The organism is Deinococcus metalli, assembly GCF_014201805.1.
Taxonomy (GTDB): Bacteria; Deinococcota; Deinococci; order Deinococcales; family Deinococcaceae; genus Deinococcus; species Deinococcus metalli.
On record NZ_JACHFK010000001.1, the window covers coordinates 218,193 to 237,755 of the forward strand.

Annotated in this window: 17 protein-coding genes; 9 read left to right on the plus strand and 8 right to left on the minus strand. The window is 71.3% G+C overall.

What is annotated here, in order from left to right; all coding sequences use genetic code 11:
* Window positions 1–54: 54 nt before the first annotated feature.
* The 3 genes from HNQ07_RS01130 to HNQ07_RS01140 all read left to right on the plus strand — a co-directional run bounded on the left by HNQ07_RS01130 (window position 55) and on the right by HNQ07_RS01140 (window position 3,997).
* On the plus strand, window positions 55–1,254 hold the full coding sequence (locus HNQ07_RS01130; RefSeq protein ID WP_184109015.1) for a 23S rRNA (cytosine(2499)-C(5))-methyltransferase: 1,200 nt from the start codon (window positions 55–57) through the stop codon (window positions 1,252–1,254).
* A gap of 91 nt (window positions 1,255–1,345) precedes the next feature.
* A complete protein-coding gene (locus HNQ07_RS01135) occupies window positions 1,346–3,268 on the plus strand; it encodes a S8 family serine peptidase (protein ID WP_184109017.1) in 1,923 nt (640 codons plus the stop codon).
* Between the two features lie 30 nt (window positions 3,269–3,298).
* Window positions 3,299–3,997, plus strand: a complete 699-nt coding sequence (locus tag HNQ07_RS01140) for an HAD family hydrolase (RefSeq protein ID WP_184109019.1) — start codon at window positions 3,299–3,301, stop codon at window positions 3,995–3,997.
* Here HNQ07_RS01140 and HNQ07_RS01145 read toward each other — a convergent pair.
* Complete coding sequence (locus HNQ07_RS01145) at window positions 3,977–5,005, minus strand: phosphotransferase enzyme family protein (protein WP_184109021.1); 1,029 nt, start codon at window positions 5,003–5,005, stop codon at window positions 3,977–3,979. The genes HNQ07_RS01140 and HNQ07_RS01145 overlap by 21 nt on opposite strands.
* Before the next feature lie 4 nt (window positions 5,006–5,009).
* Window positions 5,010–5,432: an EamA family transporter gene (locus HNQ07_RS01150; protein WP_184109023.1), complete on the minus strand. Its 423-nt coding sequence runs from the start codon at window positions 5,430–5,432 to the stop codon at window positions 5,010–5,012.
* 67 nt (window positions 5,433–5,499) lie between these two features.
* Here HNQ07_RS01150 and HNQ07_RS01155 point away from each other — a divergent pair, with 67 nt between their 5' ends.
* Window positions 5,500–5,988, plus strand: a complete 489-nt coding sequence (locus HNQ07_RS01155; RefSeq protein WP_184109025.1) for a DinB family protein — start codon at window positions 5,500–5,502, stop codon at window positions 5,986–5,988.
* A 44-nt stretch (window positions 5,989–6,032) separates the two neighbouring features.
* Here the strand turns inward: HNQ07_RS01155 and pgi are convergent, their stop codons facing one another.
* Entirely contained in the window at window positions 6,033–7,670 is a 1,638-nt protein-coding gene (gene pgi, locus HNQ07_RS01160; protein ID WP_184109027.1) for a glucose-6-phosphate isomerase, read from the minus strand.
* Window positions 7,671–8,069: 399 nt separating this feature from the next.
* Window positions 8,070–8,720, minus strand: coding sequence for a TetR/AcrR family transcriptional regulator (locus tag HNQ07_RS01165; RefSeq protein ID WP_184109029.1), 651 nt, complete (start codon window positions 8,718–8,720; stop codon window positions 8,070–8,072).
* Window positions 8,721–8,978: 258 nt separating this feature from the next.
* Here HNQ07_RS01165 and hpf point away from each other — a divergent pair, with 258 nt between their 5' ends.
* The 4 genes from hpf to HNQ07_RS01185 all read left to right on the plus strand — a co-directional run bounded on the left by hpf (window position 8,979) and on the right by HNQ07_RS01185 (window position 13,280).
* A complete protein-coding gene (gene hpf / locus HNQ07_RS01170; RefSeq protein ID WP_184109031.1) occupies window positions 8,979–9,545 on the plus strand; it encodes a ribosome hibernation-promoting factor, HPF/YfiA family in 567 nt (188 codons plus the stop codon).
* 105 nt (window positions 9,546–9,650) lie between these two features.
* The gene (locus tag HNQ07_RS01175) at window positions 9,651–10,733 is read left to right on the plus strand and encodes a butyrate kinase (protein ID WP_184109033.1); all 1,083 of its coding nucleotides are present in this window, start codon (window positions 9,651–9,653) and stop codon (window positions 10,731–10,733) included.
* A 1-nt stretch (window position 10,734) separates the two neighbouring features.
* Window positions 10,735–11,106, plus strand: coding sequence for a hypothetical protein (locus tag HNQ07_RS01180; protein WP_373297939.1), 372 nt, complete (start codon window positions 10,735–10,737; stop codon window positions 11,104–11,106).
* A gap of 161 nt (window positions 11,107–11,267) precedes the next feature.
* Window positions 11,268–13,280, plus strand: coding sequence for an elongation factor G (locus tag HNQ07_RS01185; RefSeq protein ID WP_184109035.1), 2,013 nt, complete (start codon window positions 11,268–11,270; stop codon window positions 13,278–13,280).
* 3 nt (window positions 13,281–13,283) lie between these two features.
* Here the strand turns inward: HNQ07_RS01185 and HNQ07_RS23910 are convergent, their stop codons facing one another.
* From HNQ07_RS23910 to HNQ07_RS01200, 4 genes are all read right to left on the minus strand, one after another.
* On the minus strand, window positions 13,284–13,415 hold the full coding sequence (locus HNQ07_RS23910; protein ID WP_260322696.1) for a hypothetical protein: 132 nt from the start codon (window positions 13,413–13,415) through the stop codon (window positions 13,284–13,286).
* Window positions 13,396–14,409, minus strand: coding sequence for a WD40 repeat domain-containing protein (locus HNQ07_RS01190; RefSeq protein ID WP_184109037.1), 1,014 nt, complete (start codon window positions 14,407–14,409; stop codon window positions 13,396–13,398). The genes HNQ07_RS23910 and HNQ07_RS01190 overlap by 20 nt, the downstream gene beginning before the upstream one ends.
* 81 nt (window positions 14,410–14,490) lie before the next feature.
* Entirely contained in the window at window positions 14,491–16,530 is a 2,040-nt protein-coding gene (locus tag HNQ07_RS01195; RefSeq protein ID WP_184109039.1) for an ABC transporter ATP-binding protein, read from the minus strand.
* Entirely contained in the window at window positions 16,527–18,266 is a 1,740-nt protein-coding gene (locus HNQ07_RS01200) for an ABC transporter ATP-binding protein (protein WP_184109041.1), read from the minus strand. Before HNQ07_RS01200 ends, HNQ07_RS01195 begins: the two co-directional genes overlap by 4 nt.
* Before the next feature lie 241 nt (window positions 18,267–18,507).
* Here HNQ07_RS01200 and HNQ07_RS01205 point away from each other — a divergent pair, with 241 nt between their 5' ends.
* A complete protein-coding gene (locus HNQ07_RS01205; RefSeq protein WP_184109043.1) occupies window positions 18,508–19,521 on the plus strand; it encodes a threonine aldolase family protein in 1,014 nt (337 codons plus the stop codon).
* Window positions 19,522–19,563 lie beyond the last annotated feature (42 nt).

Sequence of the window (19,563 nt, forward strand, 5' to 3'; positions counted from 1 at the left end):
CGCTTCGCCTTGCGGTGTTCTGAAGGAACGCCCCCGCTGCGCTACCCTGACCGGATGCCGGACGCTTCCCCTCCCCGTTCCCGCCTGCGCCTGCGGGTCTCTCCGGCCGCCGAGGCGCACGTGCGCGCCGGCCACCCGTGGGTGTACGAGTCCAGCGTGCGCGAGCAGAACCGTGAGGGCGACGCCGGAGAGCTGGCTGTGATCTACGACCGCCGCGACCGCTTCCTGGCGATCGGGCTGTACGACCCGGACTCGCCGCTGCGGGTGCGCGTGCTGCACCACGGCTCGCCCGCCACCCTGGACGACGCGTGGTGGGCGGCCCGGCTGGACGCGGCCATCGCCCTGCGCGCGCCCCTGTTCGGTCCGGACACCGACGGCTACCGGGTCGTGAACGGCGAATCCGACGGCTTTCCCGGTCTGGTGCTTGACCGCTACGGCACCACGCTGGTCGTGAAGCTGTACACCGCCGCGTGGTTCCCGCTCCTGGAGCGCGTGCTGGAGCTGCTCGCGGCGCGTTTCCCTTACGCCGTGGTGCTGCGCCTGAGCCGCAACATCCAGGCCGGGGCGGCGCGGGAGGGCCTGTTCGACGGGCAGCTCCTGCGCGGCTCGGTCGGAAACGGCACCGTGGTCTTCCGCGAGACCGGCCTGGCCTTCGAGGCGGACGTGGTGCGCGGTCAGAAGACCGGCTTCTTCCTCGACCAGCGCGAGAACCGCCGCCGGGTGGAGACCCACGCGCGCGGGCGGCGGGTGCTGAACGCGTTCTCGTTCAGCGGGGGCTTCTCGCTGTATGCCGCGCGCGGCGGCGCGGCGGAGGTCGTGAGCCTCGACCTGAGCGCGCACGCCCTGGCGAGCGCCGAGCGGAACTACGCCCTGAACCCCCGCCTGACCGCGCCGCACGACACGGTGCAGGCCGACGTGTTCGAGTGGCTGGCCCACACGGAGCGCACCTTCGATCTGGTGGTCCTCGATCCGCCCTCGCTGGCGCGGCGGGAAGCCGAGCGGGCCGGCGCCATCCGCGCGTACGGGAAGCTCGCGGCGGACGGAATCGCCCGGCTGTCGCGGGGCGGCATCCTGGTCAGCGCGTCGTGCTCCGCGCACGTCAGCGCCGACGAATTCTGGGACGCGGTGAGGGACGCTGCGCAGCGCAGTGGGCGGGCATGGACGGAACTCCTCACGTCGCAGCACGCGCCGGATCACCACGCGGCATTCCCGGAAGCGCAGTACCTCAAGGCGATCTTTCTGCGGCTGGACTGACCGCCGGACCACCACGGATGAAGGCGACCTCAAAGCGTCGGTGCACACGGCGATTTCCGGTGTCTTACCGTGGCGGCATATGGTGCCCCATGTGGTTCCGACCCCCGCAGCGCGCCGCCCCAGTCCGCTCGCGCTGGGTGCGGCCCTGAGCGTGCTCCTGGCCGCATGCGACGGCGGCACCGGGACCACGAACCCCCCGCCGGCCGTGCCGCGGTCCACCATCAGCGGGACCGTCACGCTGCCCGGCGCGGAGGTGGCCGCCCTCCCCACCACCCGCGCCCTGCGGCCCGGCGAGGTTCTCCGCGACGCCTACGGCCAGCCGTGGCGCGTGCAGAGCGCGGCGCACGCGAGTCCGCAGTCCGGCGCGGCGATTCCCGGCGAGTACGTGATCGTGACCCGTCCCGGCCTGTCGGCGCAGGTCCTGACCACGGCCCTCTCAGCGCTGGTCGTGCCGACGGTCGGCCGGCTGGACCTGGCGCGGGTGGGCGGCGCTCCGGCCGTGGGCATCTGGCTGTACCGAGCCGGCCGCGCCCTGGACGCCGCGCAGTCGGCCCAGGTGCTGCGCACGCTGGCCGCGCAGCCGGGCGTCGTGAGCGTCAACCCGAACCGGCGGTTGGAGCCGCTGGCCACCCCAAACGACACGTACTACCCGGCGCAGTGGCACTACCCGGCCATGAACCTGCCCGAGGCGTGGAACCGCACCACCGGCCGGGCCATCACGGTCGCGGTGGTGGACACCGGCATCGTGGCGCACCCGGACCTCGCCGGTCAGGTGCTGCCCGGCATGGACTTCATCAGCGACCCCGCCCAGTCCGGCGACGGCGACGGTATCGACCCAGACCCCACCGATCCTGGCCCCGGTGAGTATCACGGCACGCACGTGGCCGGCACGGTCGCCGCGCGGACGAACAACGGCGTGGGCGTGGCCGGCGTGGACTGGGGCGCGAAGCTGCTGCCGGTGCGCGCCCTGAACAGTGCCGCCGGCAGCCTGTCGGACATCCTGATGGGCGTGCTGTGGGCGGCCGGCGAGACGGTGGACGGCGTGCCCGTGAACCCGAACCCCGCGCGCGTGATCAACCTCAGCGTGGGCGGGGCCGGGGAGTGCACGGCGGCCGAGCAGCAGGTGTTCACGCGGCTCGCGGCGCGCGGGATCGTGACCGTCGTGGCCGCCGGCAACGACAACGTGGACGCCAGCACCGTGTCGCCCGGCAACTGCGCGGACGTGATCACGGTCGGCGCGGCCGGTCCCGACGGCCGCCGTGCGCCGTACTCGAACTACGGCGCGCGGATCGACGTGCTGGCGCCGGGCGGAAACTCCAGTCTGGGCGTGACCGTCGGCGCGGACACCTACCCGGGCGGGGTGCTCAGTACCAGCTTCGACGACGCCACCCGGACCTCCCGCTACGCCTTCCTGGACGGCACCTCCATGGCCGCGCCGCACGTCTCGGGCGCGGTGGCGCTGCTGCTCGGCCAGGAGCCCGACCTGACGGCGGCCCAGGTGCGTGCCCGCCTGAAGGCCACGGCCGCGCCGCTCGGCAGCCGCTGCGATGTCGCGGACGGCTGCGGCGCCGGCCTGGTGGACGCCCGCGCCCTGCTGGTGGGCAGCCCGGCCACGCCCGCGCCGACCCCGACGCCCACCCCGGCCGCGCCCCGCGTGCCGCCCATCGTGGAGGCGCTGTATATCAGGACCGGTACGCCCACCCTGGAGTTCGACTACGCCCGCAGCACCTCGGTCCGGCTGCCCGTGGACACCCTGACGCCCCCGTATACCCTGTCGGGGCTGGAGTCGGGACCGTACGTGGTCGCTGCGTGGCAGGACCTCAACGGCGACGGGCTGGTGAACGAGGGCGAACCCTACGGCGCGTACCCGGACCCCGTGACCGTGACGGGCACGCCGCGCGACCTCACGGAGATCAATCTGACCCTGGGGGCGTACTCCGTGCAGGTGGCGGACGTGAAGGCGCCCGGTGCCCTCAGGGACGCGCTCGAGACGCTGGCCCGCGCCGGCCGCTGACGCCCGGCCGGTCCCGCTACACTCCAGCGCATGACCCCGCCGCAGGCCGTGATCCTCGATCTGGACGACACCCTCTTCGACGACACGCACTGCACGCGCGCTGGCCTGCGCGGCCTGACACGCGCACACGGCCTGACCTGCGACCCGGACGACGTGTTCCGGCGCCATGCCGCGCACTTGCGCGCCATTGACCCGCTGCTGTTCCGGGGCGAGCTGAACGCGCACGGTGCCCGCGTGCTGCGCTTCACCCGGCTGCTGACCGACCTGGGCGTGCCGGGGCCGGACGGTGAGGCCGCCACGGTCACGTACCGCACGGCCTACCGCGCCGCGTGGACGCTGCTGGACGGCGCGGCCGGGGTGCTGCACGCGCTGCGCGCCGCCGGCGTGACCACCGCGATCCTCACCAACTATGTCCGCGAGGTGCAGGTCGAGAAGCTGGCCCACTTCGGCCTGGACACGCTGGTGGACGCCGTGCTGTGCATCGAGGATGTGCCCGCCCCGAAGCCGGACGCGCGCTCGTACCACGCGGCGTGCGCGGCGCTGAGCGTTGCGCCGGCGCAGGCCGTGATGGTCGGGGATTCGTGGACGAACGACGTCGCGGGCGCGCGGGCGGCCGGCCTGCGGGCGGTGTGGCTGAGCCGCACGGCTGCCCCCGCCCCGGAGCCCGGCGTGCCGACGGTCGCTCGCCTGGCTGATCTCCCGGCCGCGCTAGGCCTCGTGATCGCGTGACGCGGTGGCCTCGGCGTCCGCCTCCGCGCGGTGCAGGGCAGGCAGCACGTACCGGGCGATGATCTCCAGCGAGTGCGCGGCCACCTGCGGCGCGGGGTGGTCGTGCAGCAGCCAGCGCACGTCCTCCTCAAGGTCCTCGAGCGGGCGGCGCAGCACGTAGTAGCGCAGCCGGTCCGCGTCCGGCGTGTACGGGCGGCCCAGACCGTATTCGTACGCCGGGAGCAGCGTCGGCAGGTGCGGTCCCAGCATCCACAGGTCGTGTTCCGGTGGGGCCAGCCGCGCCGTCTCCCAGTCGATCAGCCACAGCAGGCCGGCCGCGTCCCGCATCACGTTCCCGCCGTGCGCGTCGGTGTGGCACACCACCTGCGGCGCCGTCCGCTGCCGCAGCGCCGCCGCGAGGGTCACCGTGCGCTCCAGCACGCGGGCCACGGTGTCCAGATGCGGCGCCAGGACGTCGCGCAGCGCCCGCTGTTCCGGCCGCGCGTCCGGCGGCAGGTGGGGGAGGGCGTCGATGGCGGCCCGCAGCCCACCCTCGAAGGGCAGGCCGAAGTCCTCCGGGGGCATCGGCAGGACCGGAACCGCCCGCATCAGCTCGTCGGTGGCGCCGTGCAGGCGGCCCAGCAGCCCGGCGAGGTCCGGCCGCGCCGCGTCCCAGCCGTCCCCCACGGCCGCGCCTTCGATCCAGGCATAGGCGAAAACATGCAAGCCGCCCAGCGCCGCCATCCACCCGCCGTCCAGGGTCGGGAGCGGCATGGGCACGCGCGGCAGCACGCCCGAGGCACGGAGCGCCCGCAGCAGCGGTACCTCGGCCAGTGCCCGCGCCGTGACCCGTGCGCCGTACGGCGAGTCCGGCATCACCTTCAGAAAAAAACGGCCCGCCGGTCCCTGTGCCCGGTAGGCGTGCGCGGTGCCGGTGGGCAGGAACGTCACCGAGTCCACGTCCAGCCCGAAGGCCGAGCTCACCACCGACACGAGGGCGGCGGAGTCCAGGTCCGGCGGCGCGCTCACCGCTTCATCGCCGCGCGATCACCAGCAGGCCCGACACGATCAGGGCCGCGCCCATCAACATGCGCGGTGTGATCTGCTCGCGCAGCAGCCACCACGCCAGCAGCATCGCCACCACCACGCTGCCCTTGTCGATCAGCGCGACCGTCGCCACGTCGCCCACCTTCAGCGCCTTGTAGTAGAAGATCCACGACAGCGCCGTGGTGACGCCGGACGCCCCCAGCCACCACAGGTTCAGCGCCCGCACGCCCGCCACGTCCCGCCACGGCACGAACATCGCCGCGAACAGCAGCACGAACACGAAGACGAACACCGTGCGGATCGTCAGGCCCAGTTCCCCGCTGATCCCCGTCAGTCCCTGCTTGGCGATCACGGACGTGAAGCCCGCGAAGACCATCGACAGCACCGCCCACCCGATCCACTGAGGCATGCGGGCAGTGTAGGCCGGCACGCGCGGCCGGCACCCGTGCCCACCGCCGGGCGCAGTAGCCTGCGTCATGCCCACGCCGGACCTGCTGGACGCCCTGCTCGACTCGTGGGACCGCAATAACCGCATCCTCGTGAATGTGCTGCGCGCCCTGCCATCCGGCGGCCTGGAGGCCCGCGCGCTGCCCGGCCACCCCACCGTTGCGCAGCTGCTCACGCACATGAGCCACGTGCGCCTCGTGCTGGTCGAGGAGAACGCCCCGGAGGCTGCCCGGCCGGTGCCGGCCGACGAGTGGGCCGCGGAGACCGACCCCGCCATCATCGCGCGGGGCCTGGAGGACAGCGCTGCCGCCGTGCGCGGCGCCGTCCGCGGCCGGACCGCACAGGGCCGGATGCTGGACGACCGCTACGATCACCCGCTGCTGCTCCTCCAGCACCTGATCTGGCACGAGGGGTACCACCACGGCCAGATCAAGCTGGCCCTCCAGGCCGCCGGAACGCCGCTCCCGGACGACGTGGCCGGCCCGCTGACGTGGGGCGTGTGGATGCGGCGGCGCTGAACAGGGCCGGGCGTGATCCCCGGCCCTGCTGCGCAGTCCGCTGCTCAGCGCCGCGCGCGGTAGCGGCGGATCAGCGTGTTCGTGCTGCTGTCGTGCTCCAGATCCGGCTCGGTCCCGGTGGCCAGTTCCGGCACGATCTTGCCGGCGAGCACCTTGCCCAGCTCCACACCCCACTGGTCGAAGGAGTTGATGTTCCACACCGCGCCCTGCACGAAGACCTTGTGCTCGTACAGCGCGATCAGGGCGCCCAGGCTGCGCGGCGTCAGGCGGTCCACCAGGATGGTGTTGGTCGGCCGGTTGCCGTCGAACACCCGGTGCGGGGCGAGCCCCGGCGCCACGCCCTCGGCGAGCACCTGCTCCAGGCTCTTGCCGAAGGCCAGCGCCTCGGTCTGCGCGAACACGTTCGCCATCAGCAGGTCGTGGTGCGGCGCGCCGCCCTCCAGCGGCAGCGGGTTCAGCGTCTGGCAGAAGCCGATGAAGTCGCAGGGAATCAGCTTGGTGCCCTGGTGGATCAGCTGGTAGAAGGCGTGCTGCCCGTTCGTCCCCGGCTGGCCCCAGATGACCGGGCCGGTCTGATAGTCCACCGGCTGCCCGTCCAGAGTGATGTGCTTGCCGTTGCTCTCCATGTCGAGCTGTTGCAGGTACGCGGGGAAGTACGCGAGGTACTGGTCGTAGGGCAGCACGGCGTGGCTCTGGGCATCAAAGAAGTTGTTGTACCAGATACCCAGCAGGCCCAGCAGCACCGGCAGGTTCTGCTCCAGCGGCGCGCTGCGGAAGTGCTCGTCCATGTCGTGGAAGCCGGAGAGCAGGTCACGGAAGCCGTCCGGGCCGATGGCGAGCATCACGCTCAGGCCAATGGCGCTGTCCATGGAGTAGCGCCCGCCGACCCAGTCCCAGAAGCCGAACATGTTGGCGGTGTCGATGCCGAAGGTCTGCACCGCCTGTGCGTTGGTCGAGACCGCCACGAAGTGCCGCGCCACGGCCGCGTCGTCCTTCAGCGCGCCGAGCAGCCATGCGCGGGCGCTGCGGGCGTTCGCCATGGTCTCCTGGGTGGTGAAGGTCTTGGAACTCACGATCACCAGCGTCTCGGCCGGGTCGAGGTCACGGGTCTTCTCGACCAGGTCGGTGCCGTCCACGTTCGAGACGAAGCGCAGCGTCAGGTCACGCTGCGCGTAGTGCTTCAGCGCCTCGTAGGCCATGACCGGCCCCAGGTCGCTGCCACCGATGCCGATGTTCACGATGTTCTTCAGGGGCCGGCCGGTGTAGCCCAGCCACGTGCCGGCGCGCACCTGATCCGCGAAGGCCGCCATACGGTTAAGGACTTCATGCACGTCCGGGATCACGTTGTGGCCGTCCACGGTCACGCCCGCGCCGTCCGGGGCGCGCAGGGCGGTGTGCAGCACGGCGCGGCCTTCGGTCACGTTGATCTTCTCGCCGGCGAACATCGCGTCGCGCTTGGCGGCCACGCCGGTTTCGCGCGCCAGGTCGAGCAAAAGCGTCAGCGTCTCGTCGGTTACACGGTTCTTGCTGTAATCCAGGTAAAGGCCGGCTCCCTCGGCGCTCAGGCGCTCCCCGCGCGAGGTGTCCGCGTCGAACAGCGCGCGCAGCGTCAGAGAAGCGGTGTCCTGGGCGTGCTTTTTCAGGGCTTGCCAGGCGGTGGTCGTGGTGAGCGCTGCGGTCATGCGTGAACCTCCTGCGGAGTGTCCGGGCTGGACATACCCCCGAATCCCGTCACGATACCCCCCCGGCGAGGGCCACGGTTTTAATTGTCCACGCGGTGAGAGTGGCGTGTGAGCGCACTTCGTAAGGTGCCTTATGCAAAGGAACCGACCACTTCATCCCTGGGAGTCACGCGGCGCTTCGGCCTCCGCTTACCCTCACCGTCGCCCCGGTCAGTCTGCTCCGCAGCGCAGCACGTACACCCCGCAGACCCTGACCTCCGCCCTGATCGCCGAGGAGCAGCGTCAGGTGTTCGCGATCCTCAACCGCCTGCGTCAGGCCCGCCTGCGCTGAGCCCGGCGCCGTCTCTGCGCCCGCCACCGGACAGCGGCCGGTCGGCGGGCGCGCCGCACCACAGAGCCCTAGTCGCGGTGCTGTGCCGGGACGGGCGTGGGCGCCAGGGCGCCGTACATCAGCAGCGAGAAGCGGTCCTGCCAGTCGCGCTGCACCTCGCGCTGGTCGCGGTGCCCGCCGTGCAACAGCGCCAGCAGGCACGCGTCCACCAGCAGCGCGCTGAGCATGCCCACGTTCGCGCCGGGCCGCAGGCTGCCCTGGTGCTGCATGGCGAGCAGCACCGGTTCCACCAGCGCGCCCAGGGTCAGGGCGGTGCGCAGGCCGTCGCCCGGCAGGGCGCTGCGGGCCTGCGGGCTGTCCGGGGCGTGCGGTGCGCCCAGTACCGCCTGGCCGACCGCGCCCACCAGGTGGCGGTAGCGCACCCCCAGGTCCGCCATCCGCAGCGTGACCTTGTCCCACACCTGCTGCGGGTTCGCGCCGGCGTGCAGGCGCTCCAGGGCGTCGTCGCGGCTCTCGGCCACCGCCTTCTCGAAGTGCGCGAGCAGCATGTGCACCTTGCTGGGAAAGTAGCGGTAGAGGTTCGTGCGGCTCACGAACGCGGCGCGGGCGATGTCCTGCGCGCTGGTGGCCTCCAGGCCGCCGCGCGCGAACAGCTCGAACGCGACCCGCGCGATGCGGTCACGCCGGGCCTGCTCCTGCTCGAGACGGTCGACCTTCACGCGTCCAGCATACCGTCCGCGTCATGAAGGCGTACCCGGGCACCCTGATCAGGTGTTTAGATCGGGTGGGTCGTGCGGCCCTCCCCACGCCGGTCGGCGCGGCCTAGTACGGCCCTGCATTTCCAACCATACCCCCATTTCCCCCGGTTCGCTGTGAGGTCTTTGCCTGACAGCTCACGAACGCGGAGCCTAGAGTGGGCTACCGGCATCCGGAGTCCGCTTCCACAGTGTCCGGGCCGGAAAAGGTGAGGTGAATCCGTGCACATCTACAAGCTGTCTGGCCGGAACGTCGAAGTCACCGATGCGATGCGGGATTACGTGGAGGACAAGCTCATGCGGCTTGACCGCTACAACGATCAGATCACCGACGCGCGCGTCACCCTGACCGTGCGCGACGTCCGTGACGCTGCCCGCCGCAACCGGGTCGAGGTGCAGCTGAACGTCCCGCACGGCATCATCCGGGCCGAGGAGCACCACGCGGACATGTACGCCGCGATCGACAAGGCCAGCGACGTCCTCGAGCGGCAGCTGCGGAAGTTCAAGACCCGCTACATGAAGCAGCGCCACGACGCCGTGCCGCAGCCCGAACCCGGCCCTGCCGAGGCGGACGTGAACGCCGGCTACGACGACGTCAGCGAGTTCCGCGCCGAGATCGTGCGCACCAAGCGCTTCGAGCTGCGCCCCATGAGCCCCGAGGACGCCGTTGCGCAGATGGAAGCGCTCGGCCACGACTTCTACGTGTTCGTGCATATGAAGTCCGGGCACTCGGCGGTCGTGTACCGCCGCAAGGACGGCCATTACGGCCTGATCGAACCCAGCGCCTGACGCGCATGGGTGGGCGGGGGGAGATGGGCGCTGGCCCGTTCCCTCCGCCCTGTGTTTGCAGGCTCCGGGCGGCGCGACGGGCAATCTGCTAGCCTGCGCCACATTGTGATCGCGCACGTGATCAATCCCGGGACCAGTGGCGTGAAGCTCGCCTGCGCAGTCATCGAGCCCAGCGCGAACCCCGCCCTGCCCGGCCAGCTGCGCGTGACCCTGACCCGCGACGAACTGCCGCTGGACGCGCCACCCACCGCCGCCGACATCCCGGGGCTCGCGCAGCGCATCCTGACCCGCACCCAGGACTGGGCGGCGCCGGACGCCATCGTGGGGCGCGGCGGATTGATCGGCAAGGTGAGCGCCGGCACGTATCCGGTCACGCCGGAGCTCGCCGAGTACGCCGTGCAGGGCGAGCGGGCGCAGCTGCCGGGCAACCTGGGCGGGCCGCTGGCGCTGGCGGTCGCGCAGGAGCGCGGCGTGCCCGCGTATATCGTCGATCCGCAGAGCATCGACGAACTGCTGCCCGAAGCGCGCGAGACCGGGCTGCGCGGCCTGCGGCGCGGCGCGCAGTTCCACGCGCTGAACACCCGCGTGGTGGCCCGGCGCGCCGCGCACGAGATCGGCAAGCGCTTCCCGGAATCCCGCATCGTGGTCGCGCACCTCGGGGCCACGACCAGCGTTACGGCCTTCGAGAACGGCCGCGCCATCGACACCAGCGGCACCGGCCCGGACGGCGGCCCCATGGGCGCCCTCCAGAGCGGCCCGCTGCCCGCGCGCATGCTGCTGGCCCTGGTCCGCGAACACGGTGAGGACGGCGCGCTGCATCTGCTGGCGGCCGGGGGCGGCTTCCTGTCGCTGGCGGGCAGCGCGAACCTGAGGGACCTTGAGGCCCGCGCGCCCAGCGACCCGGACGTGCAGGCCGCCGCCGCCGCCTTTGTGCACCAGGTGTGCCGGGCCATCGGGGCGCTGACCGGCGCGCTCAGCGGGCGCCCGGACGCCATCGCCATCACCGGCGGGATCGCCAAGTGGGACGATCTGGTGGACCGCATCGAGCGGCGGCTCGCGTGGATCGCGCCGGTGCTGGTCATTCCCGGCGAGCTGGAACTCGAGGCGCTGGCCGAGGGTGCCGGGCGCGTGCTGCTGGGCCTGGAGGCCGCCCGCGAGTGGAAGGCCCCCGCGCCCGCCGGAAGCTGACGTGGCCCGCCGCACCCCCCGCCCCGCCCCCGCGCCGATTCGCGCGACGTCCATGTGGCGCGTGGATCAGGTGTTCCTGGCCCGGCGGGGCATGCGGGTGGAGGTGACGTGCTCGCTGGTGAACGACCAGGGCGGGCTGCGCAACCTGTCGATCACCGCGCCCACCGACGACCCCACGCAGGCCGTGCGGCACGCGGCGCGCTTCATCGCCGGGAAGGGCAACGTGAGCGGCGCCCGGCAGGCGCGCGTGCGCTGGACGCGCGAGCAGGCGACCACCGAGCAGGACGCCCTGATCCGCGACCGCGCGCTGGAGGACGACTTCCTCGACGAGTTCGAGGAGACCCTGGCGGCGGTGCGCGACCAGCAGCGCTGAGTTCGTCCCCACGACACTCCGGTCACCGATGACGACCGGATGAACGCCACCGCGCTGATGCGGGCGCGGCGCCGGGTGTACACTCGCCTCCACACACCTGACCGACTGCCGGCGTCCGTCCGCCAGCCCTGTCCGCTACCCCAAAAGGATCGGTGGTTCCCGTGCCCGTCCGTATTGTGAGTGTCGCCGCGCACAGCGGCGCCGGCAAAACCACGCTGACCGAAGCCCTGCTGCACCGCAGCGGGGCCATTCCACGTCTGGGCCGGGTCGAGGACGGTACGACCACCAGCGACCACACCGACGCCGAGAAGGCCCACGGCTTTTCCATCACGACCGGCGTGGTGCGCCTGACCCACGCCGGCACCGAGATCACCATCCTGGACACGCCCGGCTACGCAGACTTCGTGCGCGAGATCCGTGGAGCGGTGCGCGCCGCCGACGCCGCGCTGATCGTGGTGAGCGCCGTGAGCGGTGTGGAGGTCGGCACCGAGCGCGTGTGGGCGACCGCCGACCGTTTCGGCATGCCGCGCATCGTCGTCATCAACAAGATGGACCGTGAGCGCGCGGACTTCTTCGCGGTGCTGGCCGACATCAAGGCCAGCCTCAGGGGCGCTCCGGCCGCGCTGTACGTGCCGGTGGGGGAGGGCGCGGACTTCACGGACGTGGTGGAGGTCCTGAGCGGCCGGGCGGCCAGCGGGCAGCCCGCCCCGGACGCCATGCGCACCGTGCTGCGTGAAGCGCGCGAGACCCTGGTGGACGCCATCGTCGAGACCGACGACGATCTGATGACCCGCTACCTGGAGGGCGAGGAGATCGCTGAGGACGAGCTGCGCGCCGCCCTGGTGCGCGCGGTGCACGCGGGCAGCCTCTACCCGGTGCTGCCGGTGAGCGCCGCGACTGGCGTCGGCTTGGACACCCTGGCGGACCTGCTGGTGGACGGTCTGCGCTCGGCCCGGGAACGCGGCCCGGTGACCGGGCTGGACGGCCAGACGCGCGAGCCCAGCCCGGACGCTCCCTTCAGCGCCCGGGTGTGGCGCATGAGCATCGACCCCTTCGTGGGCAAGATCGCGTACGTGCGCGTGTGGAGCGGCACCCTGAAGCCCGGCGACACCGTCCGCAACACCACCCGCGGCGCGGACCTGAAGCCCGCGCACCTGTACGTGATGAACGGCAAGGACCTGACCGAGGTGCCCGAACTGCGCGCCGGCATGATCGGCGTGCTGACCAAGCTGGGTGACCTGCATACCGGCGACACGCTCGCCGATCCGCAGAGCCCCATCGAGTACGACCCGCTGTGGCTGCCGGACCCGGCGCACACCGTCGCGCTCCACCCGGTCACCCGGCAGGACGAGGACAAGATCGGCGCGGCCATCGCCCGCCTGATGGAGGAGGACCCCACCCTGCACTTCACGCGTGAGCCGCAGACGGGCGAGCAGCTCCTGAGCGGCATGGGCGACATGCACACCACCATTGCCATAGAAAAACTCGCCGCGCTGGGCGTGAACGTGACCACCACCGCGCCGCAGATTCCCTACCGCGAGACCATCCACGCCGCCAGCGAGGCGCAGGGCAAGCACAAGAAACAGAGCGGCGGTCACGGCCAGTACGGCGACTGCAGGGTCCGCATCGAGCCCGGCGAGGGCTACGGCTTCCGCTCGGCCGTGGTGGGCGGCGCGATTCCCGGCAAGTACATCCCCAGCATCGAGAAGGGCGTGCAGGACGCCATGGGACGCGGCACGCTGGCCGGTTTTCCCATCCAGGACGTCCACGTCACGGTGCTGGACGGCAGCTACCACGACGTGGACTCCAGCGACATCGCCTTCCGCACCGCCGGCAGCCTGGCCCTGAAAAACGCGCTGGAGGGCGCCCGGCCGGGCCTGCTGGAGCCCGTGATGCTCCTGAGGGTCCGCGCGCCCGCGCAGTTCACGGGCGACCTGATCGGCGACCTGCAGACCCGCCGCGCCCGCGTGCAGGGCATGGAACCCGAGGGCACCGTGATCACCGTCACGGCCGTGGTGCCGCAGGCGGAACTCCAGAACTACTCCGCGGACCTGCGCAGCCTGACCGGCGACCGCGGCGCGTTCTCGGTCAAGGCGCACGGCTACCAGGACGTGCCGGAGCACATTGCCAGGAAGGTGATCGAGGACCGCAGGGCGGCGCTGGCGAACGCGTGAGGGTCAGTCCGGGGACAGGCCGTTCCAGAATGCGCTGAACGGATGCCACTTGACCTCGCCGGTGTCCGCAGTGATTTCGCGCCACACAAAGTGGTCGCCGGCTCCGGGCGTGGCATCAATGATGTCCGCCGGCACGATGACCTCTGGCTGTGGGCGCGTGTACCGGATACGGACGATCTCGCCAAACCGCGTCAGCAGGAGGGTGTCGTTGTCCGGCCACGCGATCCTCAGGAGTGCCGTCGCTTCGGTGTAGGTGACGACTGGGTGAGCAGCGGGCAGTGGAGCACGAGTGATTGGAGAGGGGTGTGGAGCCGACGGCGGCAATTGATACCGAAGGCTGCCCCCCGTGTCCAGTGCGACGCGGAGTCCGTCGCCCTCCGACACCCACCATCCGCACGTCCGTCCCAGCCACACGGAACACCTGCTGTTCCGTTCGGGCGTCGAACACGATCAGTTCGCTACCGTTGTATCTCAGCGCGGCCAGGCGCGGCGCCGTGGGGTGCCAGCGGACGGTATCCCAGGTGTAGAACTGACGGCTGATGGGCAGCCGCCAGATCACTGATCCACCCCCGGAACGAACGATAGCCACAAGATTGTGGTCTCCCGCAGCGGCGATCAGTGCTCCATCTGCGCTCCACGCTGTCGAATACACCGCACAACCGAGATCGGCCCGCCACAGTTCCTCGCCGTCTGCCACGCTGAGCACGAGCAGCGTCTCCGCATGGGTGCCCACCGCGATCCATCCGCCGTCAGGACTGAAGTCCAGCCCCCCCGCCCAGTCGCCAGCGTGATACGTCCAGATGACGGCACCCGATGATGCCTGAAGCATGGTGATATGGCCCTCTTCGCTGCTGGTCAACAGCGTCTGGCTGTCCGGGCTCCACGCGAGCCTGAGCACGGGGTCCTGGTGATGGTGTGCACACCAGCGAGTCCGTCCAGTCCGGATATCGAGGACCCGGATCTGATTCTCTTTTTCCACAATGGCGAGCCAATCACCGTCTGGGCTGACAACAAGCCAGGAGCCGTCCGGGCCGAGGTGGTCAAGCCTCACAGGGTGCTCTTTTGGGAGCTTCCCCGGACACTCCTTGCCCATTAGTTCCCACATCCGGTCGAACAGGGTGATGGTCATGCCCACAGCCTCACAGCAGGTGAGGTCTGGGCATGGGCTGAAGCGACGGAGAAACCAGACGTCTGCTCACAGAGTCCGAGTCTATCCGGTTCGCCCCTGAACCGGCACCCGCTCTGCCGGCGGTGCCTCGCCTCCCGCGCCGCTGAATTGCGCCGCGTACAGCCCGGCGTACAGCCCGTGGCGGGCCAGCAGCTCCTCGTGCGTGCCCTGCTCGACGATCTGGCCATCCTGCATCACCAGGATCAGGTCGGCGTCGCGGATGGTGGACAGCCGGTGGGCGATCACGAAGCTGGTGCGGTCGCTTCTCAGCGCGGCCATCGCCCGCTGCACCAGCAGTTCGGTGCGGGTGTCCACCGAGGACGTCGCCTCGTCGAGGATCAGCAGGTCAGGGTTTTTCAGGAACGCCCGGGCAATCGTGATCAGCTGTTTCTCCCCGGCGCTGATGTTGCCGGCCTCGTCGTCCAGCATGGTGTCGTAGCCGGCGGGCAGCGAGTGCACGAAGCGGTCGACGTACGTGGCCTGCGCGGCGGCCATGATCTCGGCGTCGGTGGCACCGGGGCGGCCGTAGGCGATGTTGTCGCGGATGGTGCCCGCGAACAGCCACGTGTCCTGCAACACCATGCCGATGCGCGAGCGCAGGTCGTGGCGGGGAAGGCGCGCGATGTCCACACCGTCCAGCGTGATGCGCCCGCCGCTGAGTTCGTAGAAGCGCAGGATCAGGTTCACCAGCGTGGTCTTGCCCGCGCCGGTCGGGCCGACGATGGCAACCGTCTGGCCGGGGTGCACCACCAGATTCAGGTGCTCGATCAGCGGGCGGGCCGGGTCGTAGGAGAAGCTGACGTCCTCGAAGCGGATCTCGCCGCGCGCGTCCGGAGTGGACACGGTGGGAACGGCCTGGGCGGCGTCCGGCACCTGTTCGGGCGCGTCGAGCACCTGAAAGACCCGCTCAGCGCTGGCCACGCCGGACTGAAGCAGGTTCGCCATCGACGCCACCTGCGTCAGCGGCTGCGTGAACTGGCGCGAGTACTGGATGAAGGCCTGCACGTCGCCCAGCGACAGCTGCCCGGACGCGACCCGCAGGCCGCCGACCACGGCGATGGCCACGTAATTGAGGTTCCCGAGGAACATCATCGCGGGCATGATGGTGCCGCTGATGAACTGAGCGCCGTAGGCCGCGCTGAACAGCTCCTCGTTCTTCACGCGGAAGGCCTCGTCCGCCTCGCGCTGGCGGCCGTAGAGTTTCACGAGGCTGTGCCCGGTGAAGGTCTCCTCGATCAGGCCGTTCAGTTCCCCGGTGTGCTTCCACTGCCGCACGAACAGGCCCTGGGATCGCTTGGCCACCGCGCCGGTGAGTGCCATGGACAGCGGAATGGTGACCAGCGCGATCAGCGTGAGCAGCCACGACACGCTGAACATCATCCCGATCACGGCCACGACCGTCAGCAGCGACACCAGCAGCTGCCCCAGCGTCTGCTGGAGGCTGGTGCCCACGTTGTCCACGTCGTTCGTGACGCGGCTCAGCAGCTCGCCGCGCGGCTGGCCGTCCACGTACGGCAGCGGCAGGCGGTTGAGTTTGGCGGCGACGTCCGTGCGAAGTCTCGACACGGCGCCCTGCACCACGCCCGCCAGCAGGTACCCGGACAGCCACTGGAGCGCCGCCGAGAGCAGGTACAGCCCCAGTGCGAGCAGCAGCACGCGGCCCAGCGCGCCCATATCGATGCCCTGGCCAGGCGTGAGCGTCATCGAGCCTATGAGGTCGGCCAGACGGCCCTGGCCGCTGTTCCGCAGGCCCTGGAGCGCCGCCTCGGGGGTCGTCCCGGCGGGCAGGCGGGCGCTGATGAACCCGGAGAAGATCAGGTCCGTCGCGCGGCCCAGCACCCGTGGCCCGACCGCTGCGAGGATCACGCCCGCGACCGACAGCAGCACGACCAGCGCCACCTGCGCGCGGTACGGCGCGAGCCGCGCCAGCAGCCGCCGCGCGGACGGCCCGAAGTTCGACGCCTTCTCGCCGGGCACGCCCATCTGCATGTGGGGCGGCCCGCCCCGCCGCGCGCCGGCCGGGCCGCGCCGGGCCTCGGCGGCGCGTTCCTCATCGCTTCTCACTCCCTCGCCGCGGGTCATGCGGCCACCTCGTCCTGGGCGGCCTGCTGGGAGCGGGCGATCTCCTGATACGTGGGGCAGGTGAGCAGCAGCTCGTCGTGGGTGCCCTGACCGACGATGCGGCCGTCGTCCAGCACGATGATCTGGTCGAAGTCCACGATGGTGGACACGCGCTGCGCGACCACGATCACGGTCGCGGCCTGCGTGACGGGGTGCAGGGCGCGCCGCAGCCGGGCGTCGGTGGCGAGGTCGAGGGCGCTGAAGGCATCGTCGAAGACGTACACGTCTGGGCGGCGCACGACCGCGCGGGCGATGGCGAGGCGCTGGCGCTGCCCGCCGGACACGTTCGAGCCGCCCTGGGTGATCTTGGCGTCCAGGCCGCCGTCCATGGCCGCCACGAAGTCCGCGGCCTGCGCGATCCGCAGCGCGTCCCACAGCTCCTCGTCGGTGGCGCCCGGCTTGCCGTAGCGCAGGTTGCTGGCGACCGTGCCGGAGAACAGGAAGGGCCGCTGCGGCACCACGCCGACGTGCGCCCACACGCTGTCCAGGGCCAGGTTGCGGACGTCCACGCCGCCCAGGCGGACGCTGCCGCCGGTCGCGTCGAAGGAGCGGGAGATCAGGTTCAGCAGCGTGGTCTTGCCGGCCCCGGTGCTGCCGATGATGGCGGTCGTCTGCCCCGGCCGCGCGGTGAAGGAGACGTGCTCCAGCACGGGGTGCTGCGCGCCCGGGTACTGGAACGACACGTCCCGCACTTCGACTTCGGCCGCGTGGGGCGGCGCGGTCACGGGGTTCGTGGGCGGCACGACCGACGACTCGGTGTCCAGCACCGCTCCGATCCGCTCGGCCGACACGGACGCGCGCGGAATCATCATGGACATGAAGGTCGCCATCATGACGGCCATCAGGATCTGCATCAGGTAGGCCATGAACGCGGTCAGGGCCCCGACCTGCATCTCGCCGGCCTGCACGCGGCCCGCCCCGAACCACAGCACCGCGACCGTGGACACGTTCAGCACGGTGCTCACGATGGGGAAGATCCACGCCTGGAGGCGGCCCACCGTCAGCGCCGCGTCCGTCAGGGTGGCGTTGGCGACCGCGAAGCGGGCGGTCTCGACGTCCTCGCGCACGAAGGCCCGCACCACCCGGATGCCGGTGATCTGTTCGCGCAGCACGCGGTTCACCGAGTCTATGGCGCCCTGCACGGTCCGGAACTGCGGCAGCATCTGCCGGATCACCGCGCCCACGCCCAGGATCAGCAGCGGCACGGCCACCACGATCAGCCACGACAGGCCGGCGTCCTGACGCAGCGCCATGATGATCCCGCCGATCATGGAGATCGGGGCCGAGACCATCATGGCCAGCGCCATGAACAGCAGCGTCTGCACCTGGGTCACGTCGTTGGTGGTGCGCGAGATCAGGGTGGGCGCCCCGAACAGCGCGACCTCGCGCGCCGAGAAGGTGCCGACCCGGTGGAACACCGCTGCGCGCAGGTCGCGGCCCACGCCCATCGCGGTGCGTGCGCTGAACGACACGGCCCACACGGTCGCGCCGATCTGGAGCACGCTGAACAGCAGCATCCACGCCCCGGTGCGCACGATGAAGCCCGTGTCGCCGGCGGCCACACCCCGGTCGATGATCTCGGCGTTCAGGGTGGGCAGGTACAGCGCGGCGAGCGTGGTGACGAGCTGCAGCGCCAGCACAGCCGCAATGGCCCTCCGGTACGGCCGGGCGTACGTTCGGATCAGGTGGATCAGCATCGGGGCTCCTCGGGCGGCGCTGAGTTCGCGGCGCGCCGCCGTCCTCCGGCATGATGCACCCGCGCCGTCCACGTGGCCTCCGCCGAATGGCCAGTGGTGCCCGGCCGGGTCACGGCGGTACCATAGGGTGAAGAAGACCGTGCCGTGCGGCGCCCAGGGCACCGCCCCGCTGGACATGAATGATGGACTCGGCTGCCGACGGTGTGCCGGGCGCCCGTGCGGGGCGTGTAGCATCGGGCGCATGTCTGCTTCCGTGATCGCTGATCTGCGCTCCGACACCGTCACCCGGCCCACCCCGGCCATGCGCGAGGCCATGGCCCAGGCCGTGGTGGGCGACGACGTGTACGGCGAGGATCCCACCGTGAACGAACTCCAGGCCGAGGTCGCCCGCCTGACCGGCCACGAGGCGGGCCTGTTCATGCCGTCGGGTTCCATGACCAATCAGGTGGGCATCGCCGTGCACACCCGCCGGGGCGAGGAGGTCGTGTGCGCCGAGGGCAGCCACATCTACGAGTGGGAGCTGGGCATGATGGCGGCGTTCTCCGGCGTGGTGCCGCGCTTCGTGCCCGCGCCGCTGGGCGTGCCCGCCCCGCAGGACGTCCGGGCCGCCGTGCGCCACTCGGTGCACCAGTCGCCCACCGGGCTGATCAGCCTGGAGAACACGCACAACAAGGCGGGCGGCACCGTGATCCCGCTGGAGGTGCTGGCGCAGATCCGCGCCGTGGCCGACGACGAGGGCCTGCCCCTGCACCTCGACGGCGCGCGGGTCTTCAACGCCGCCGCCGCGCTGGGTGTGCCCCTGTCGGCGATCACCCGGCACTTCCACACCGTCAGCGTGTGCCTCAGCAAGGGCCTGGGCGCTCCGGTCGGCAGCGTGCTGGTGGGCAGCGCGACGCTCATGAAGGAGGCGCACCGCTACCGCAAGATGCTGGGCGGCGGCATGCGTCAGGCGGGCATCCTGGCCGCCGCCGGCCTGGTCGCGCTGCGTGACGGCCCCGGGTGGCTTGCGGACGACCACCGCCGCGCCCGCACGCTCGCGGAGGCGCTGGTGGGCGCCGGGTACGACGTGAACCTCGCGGCCGTGCAGACGAACATCATCTATGCCACCATCCCGGACGCGGCCGCGCGCAGCGCCGCGTGGGCCGAGCGGGGCGTACTCGCCAACGCGCTGGGGCCGGACTCGGTGCGCTTCGTGCTGCACCACCAGATCGGCGACGACGCCCTGGACGGCGCGATCCGCGTGCTGACCGCCTGAATGGACTCAGATTGAATCCTGCAGAAATGCGGGATTTAACTT

Excerpts from the sequence above, each read along its gene's own strand:
- HNQ07_RS01130 (WP_184109015.1), top strand. The coding sequence starts at position 55 with ATGCCGGACGCTTCCCCTCCCCGTTCCCGCCTGCGCCTGCGGGTCTCT.
- HNQ07_RS01140 (WP_184109019.1), top strand. The coding sequence starts at position 3,299 with ATGACCCCGCCGCAGGCCGTGATCCTCGATCTGGACGACACCCTCTTC.
- HNQ07_RS01150 (WP_184109023.1), bottom strand. The coding sequence starts at position 5,432 with ATGCCTCAGTGGATCGGGTGGGCGGTGCTGTCGATGGTCTTCGCGGGC.
- HNQ07_RS01155 (WP_184109025.1), top strand. The coding sequence starts at position 5,500 with ATGCCCACGCCGGACCTGCTGGACGCCCTGCTCGACTCGTGGGACCGC.
- pgi (WP_184109027.1), bottom strand. The coding sequence starts at position 7,670 with ATGACCGCAGCGCTCACCACGACCACCGCCTGGCAAGCCCTGAAAAAG.
- HNQ07_RS01190 (WP_184109037.1), bottom strand. The coding sequence starts at position 14,409 with ATGACCATCACCCTGTTCGACCGGATGTGGGAACTAATGGGCAAGGAG.
- HNQ07_RS01195 (WP_184109039.1), bottom strand. The coding sequence starts at position 16,530 with ATGACCCGCGGCGAGGGAGTGAGAAGCGATGAGGAACGCGCCGCCGAG.
- HNQ07_RS01200 (WP_184109041.1), bottom strand. The coding sequence starts at position 18,266 with ATGCTGATCCACCTGATCCGAACGTACGCCCGGCCGTACCGGAGGGCC.
- HNQ07_RS01205 (WP_184109043.1), top strand. The coding sequence starts at position 18,508 with ATGTCTGCTTCCGTGATCGCTGATCTGCGCTCCGACACCGTCACCCGG.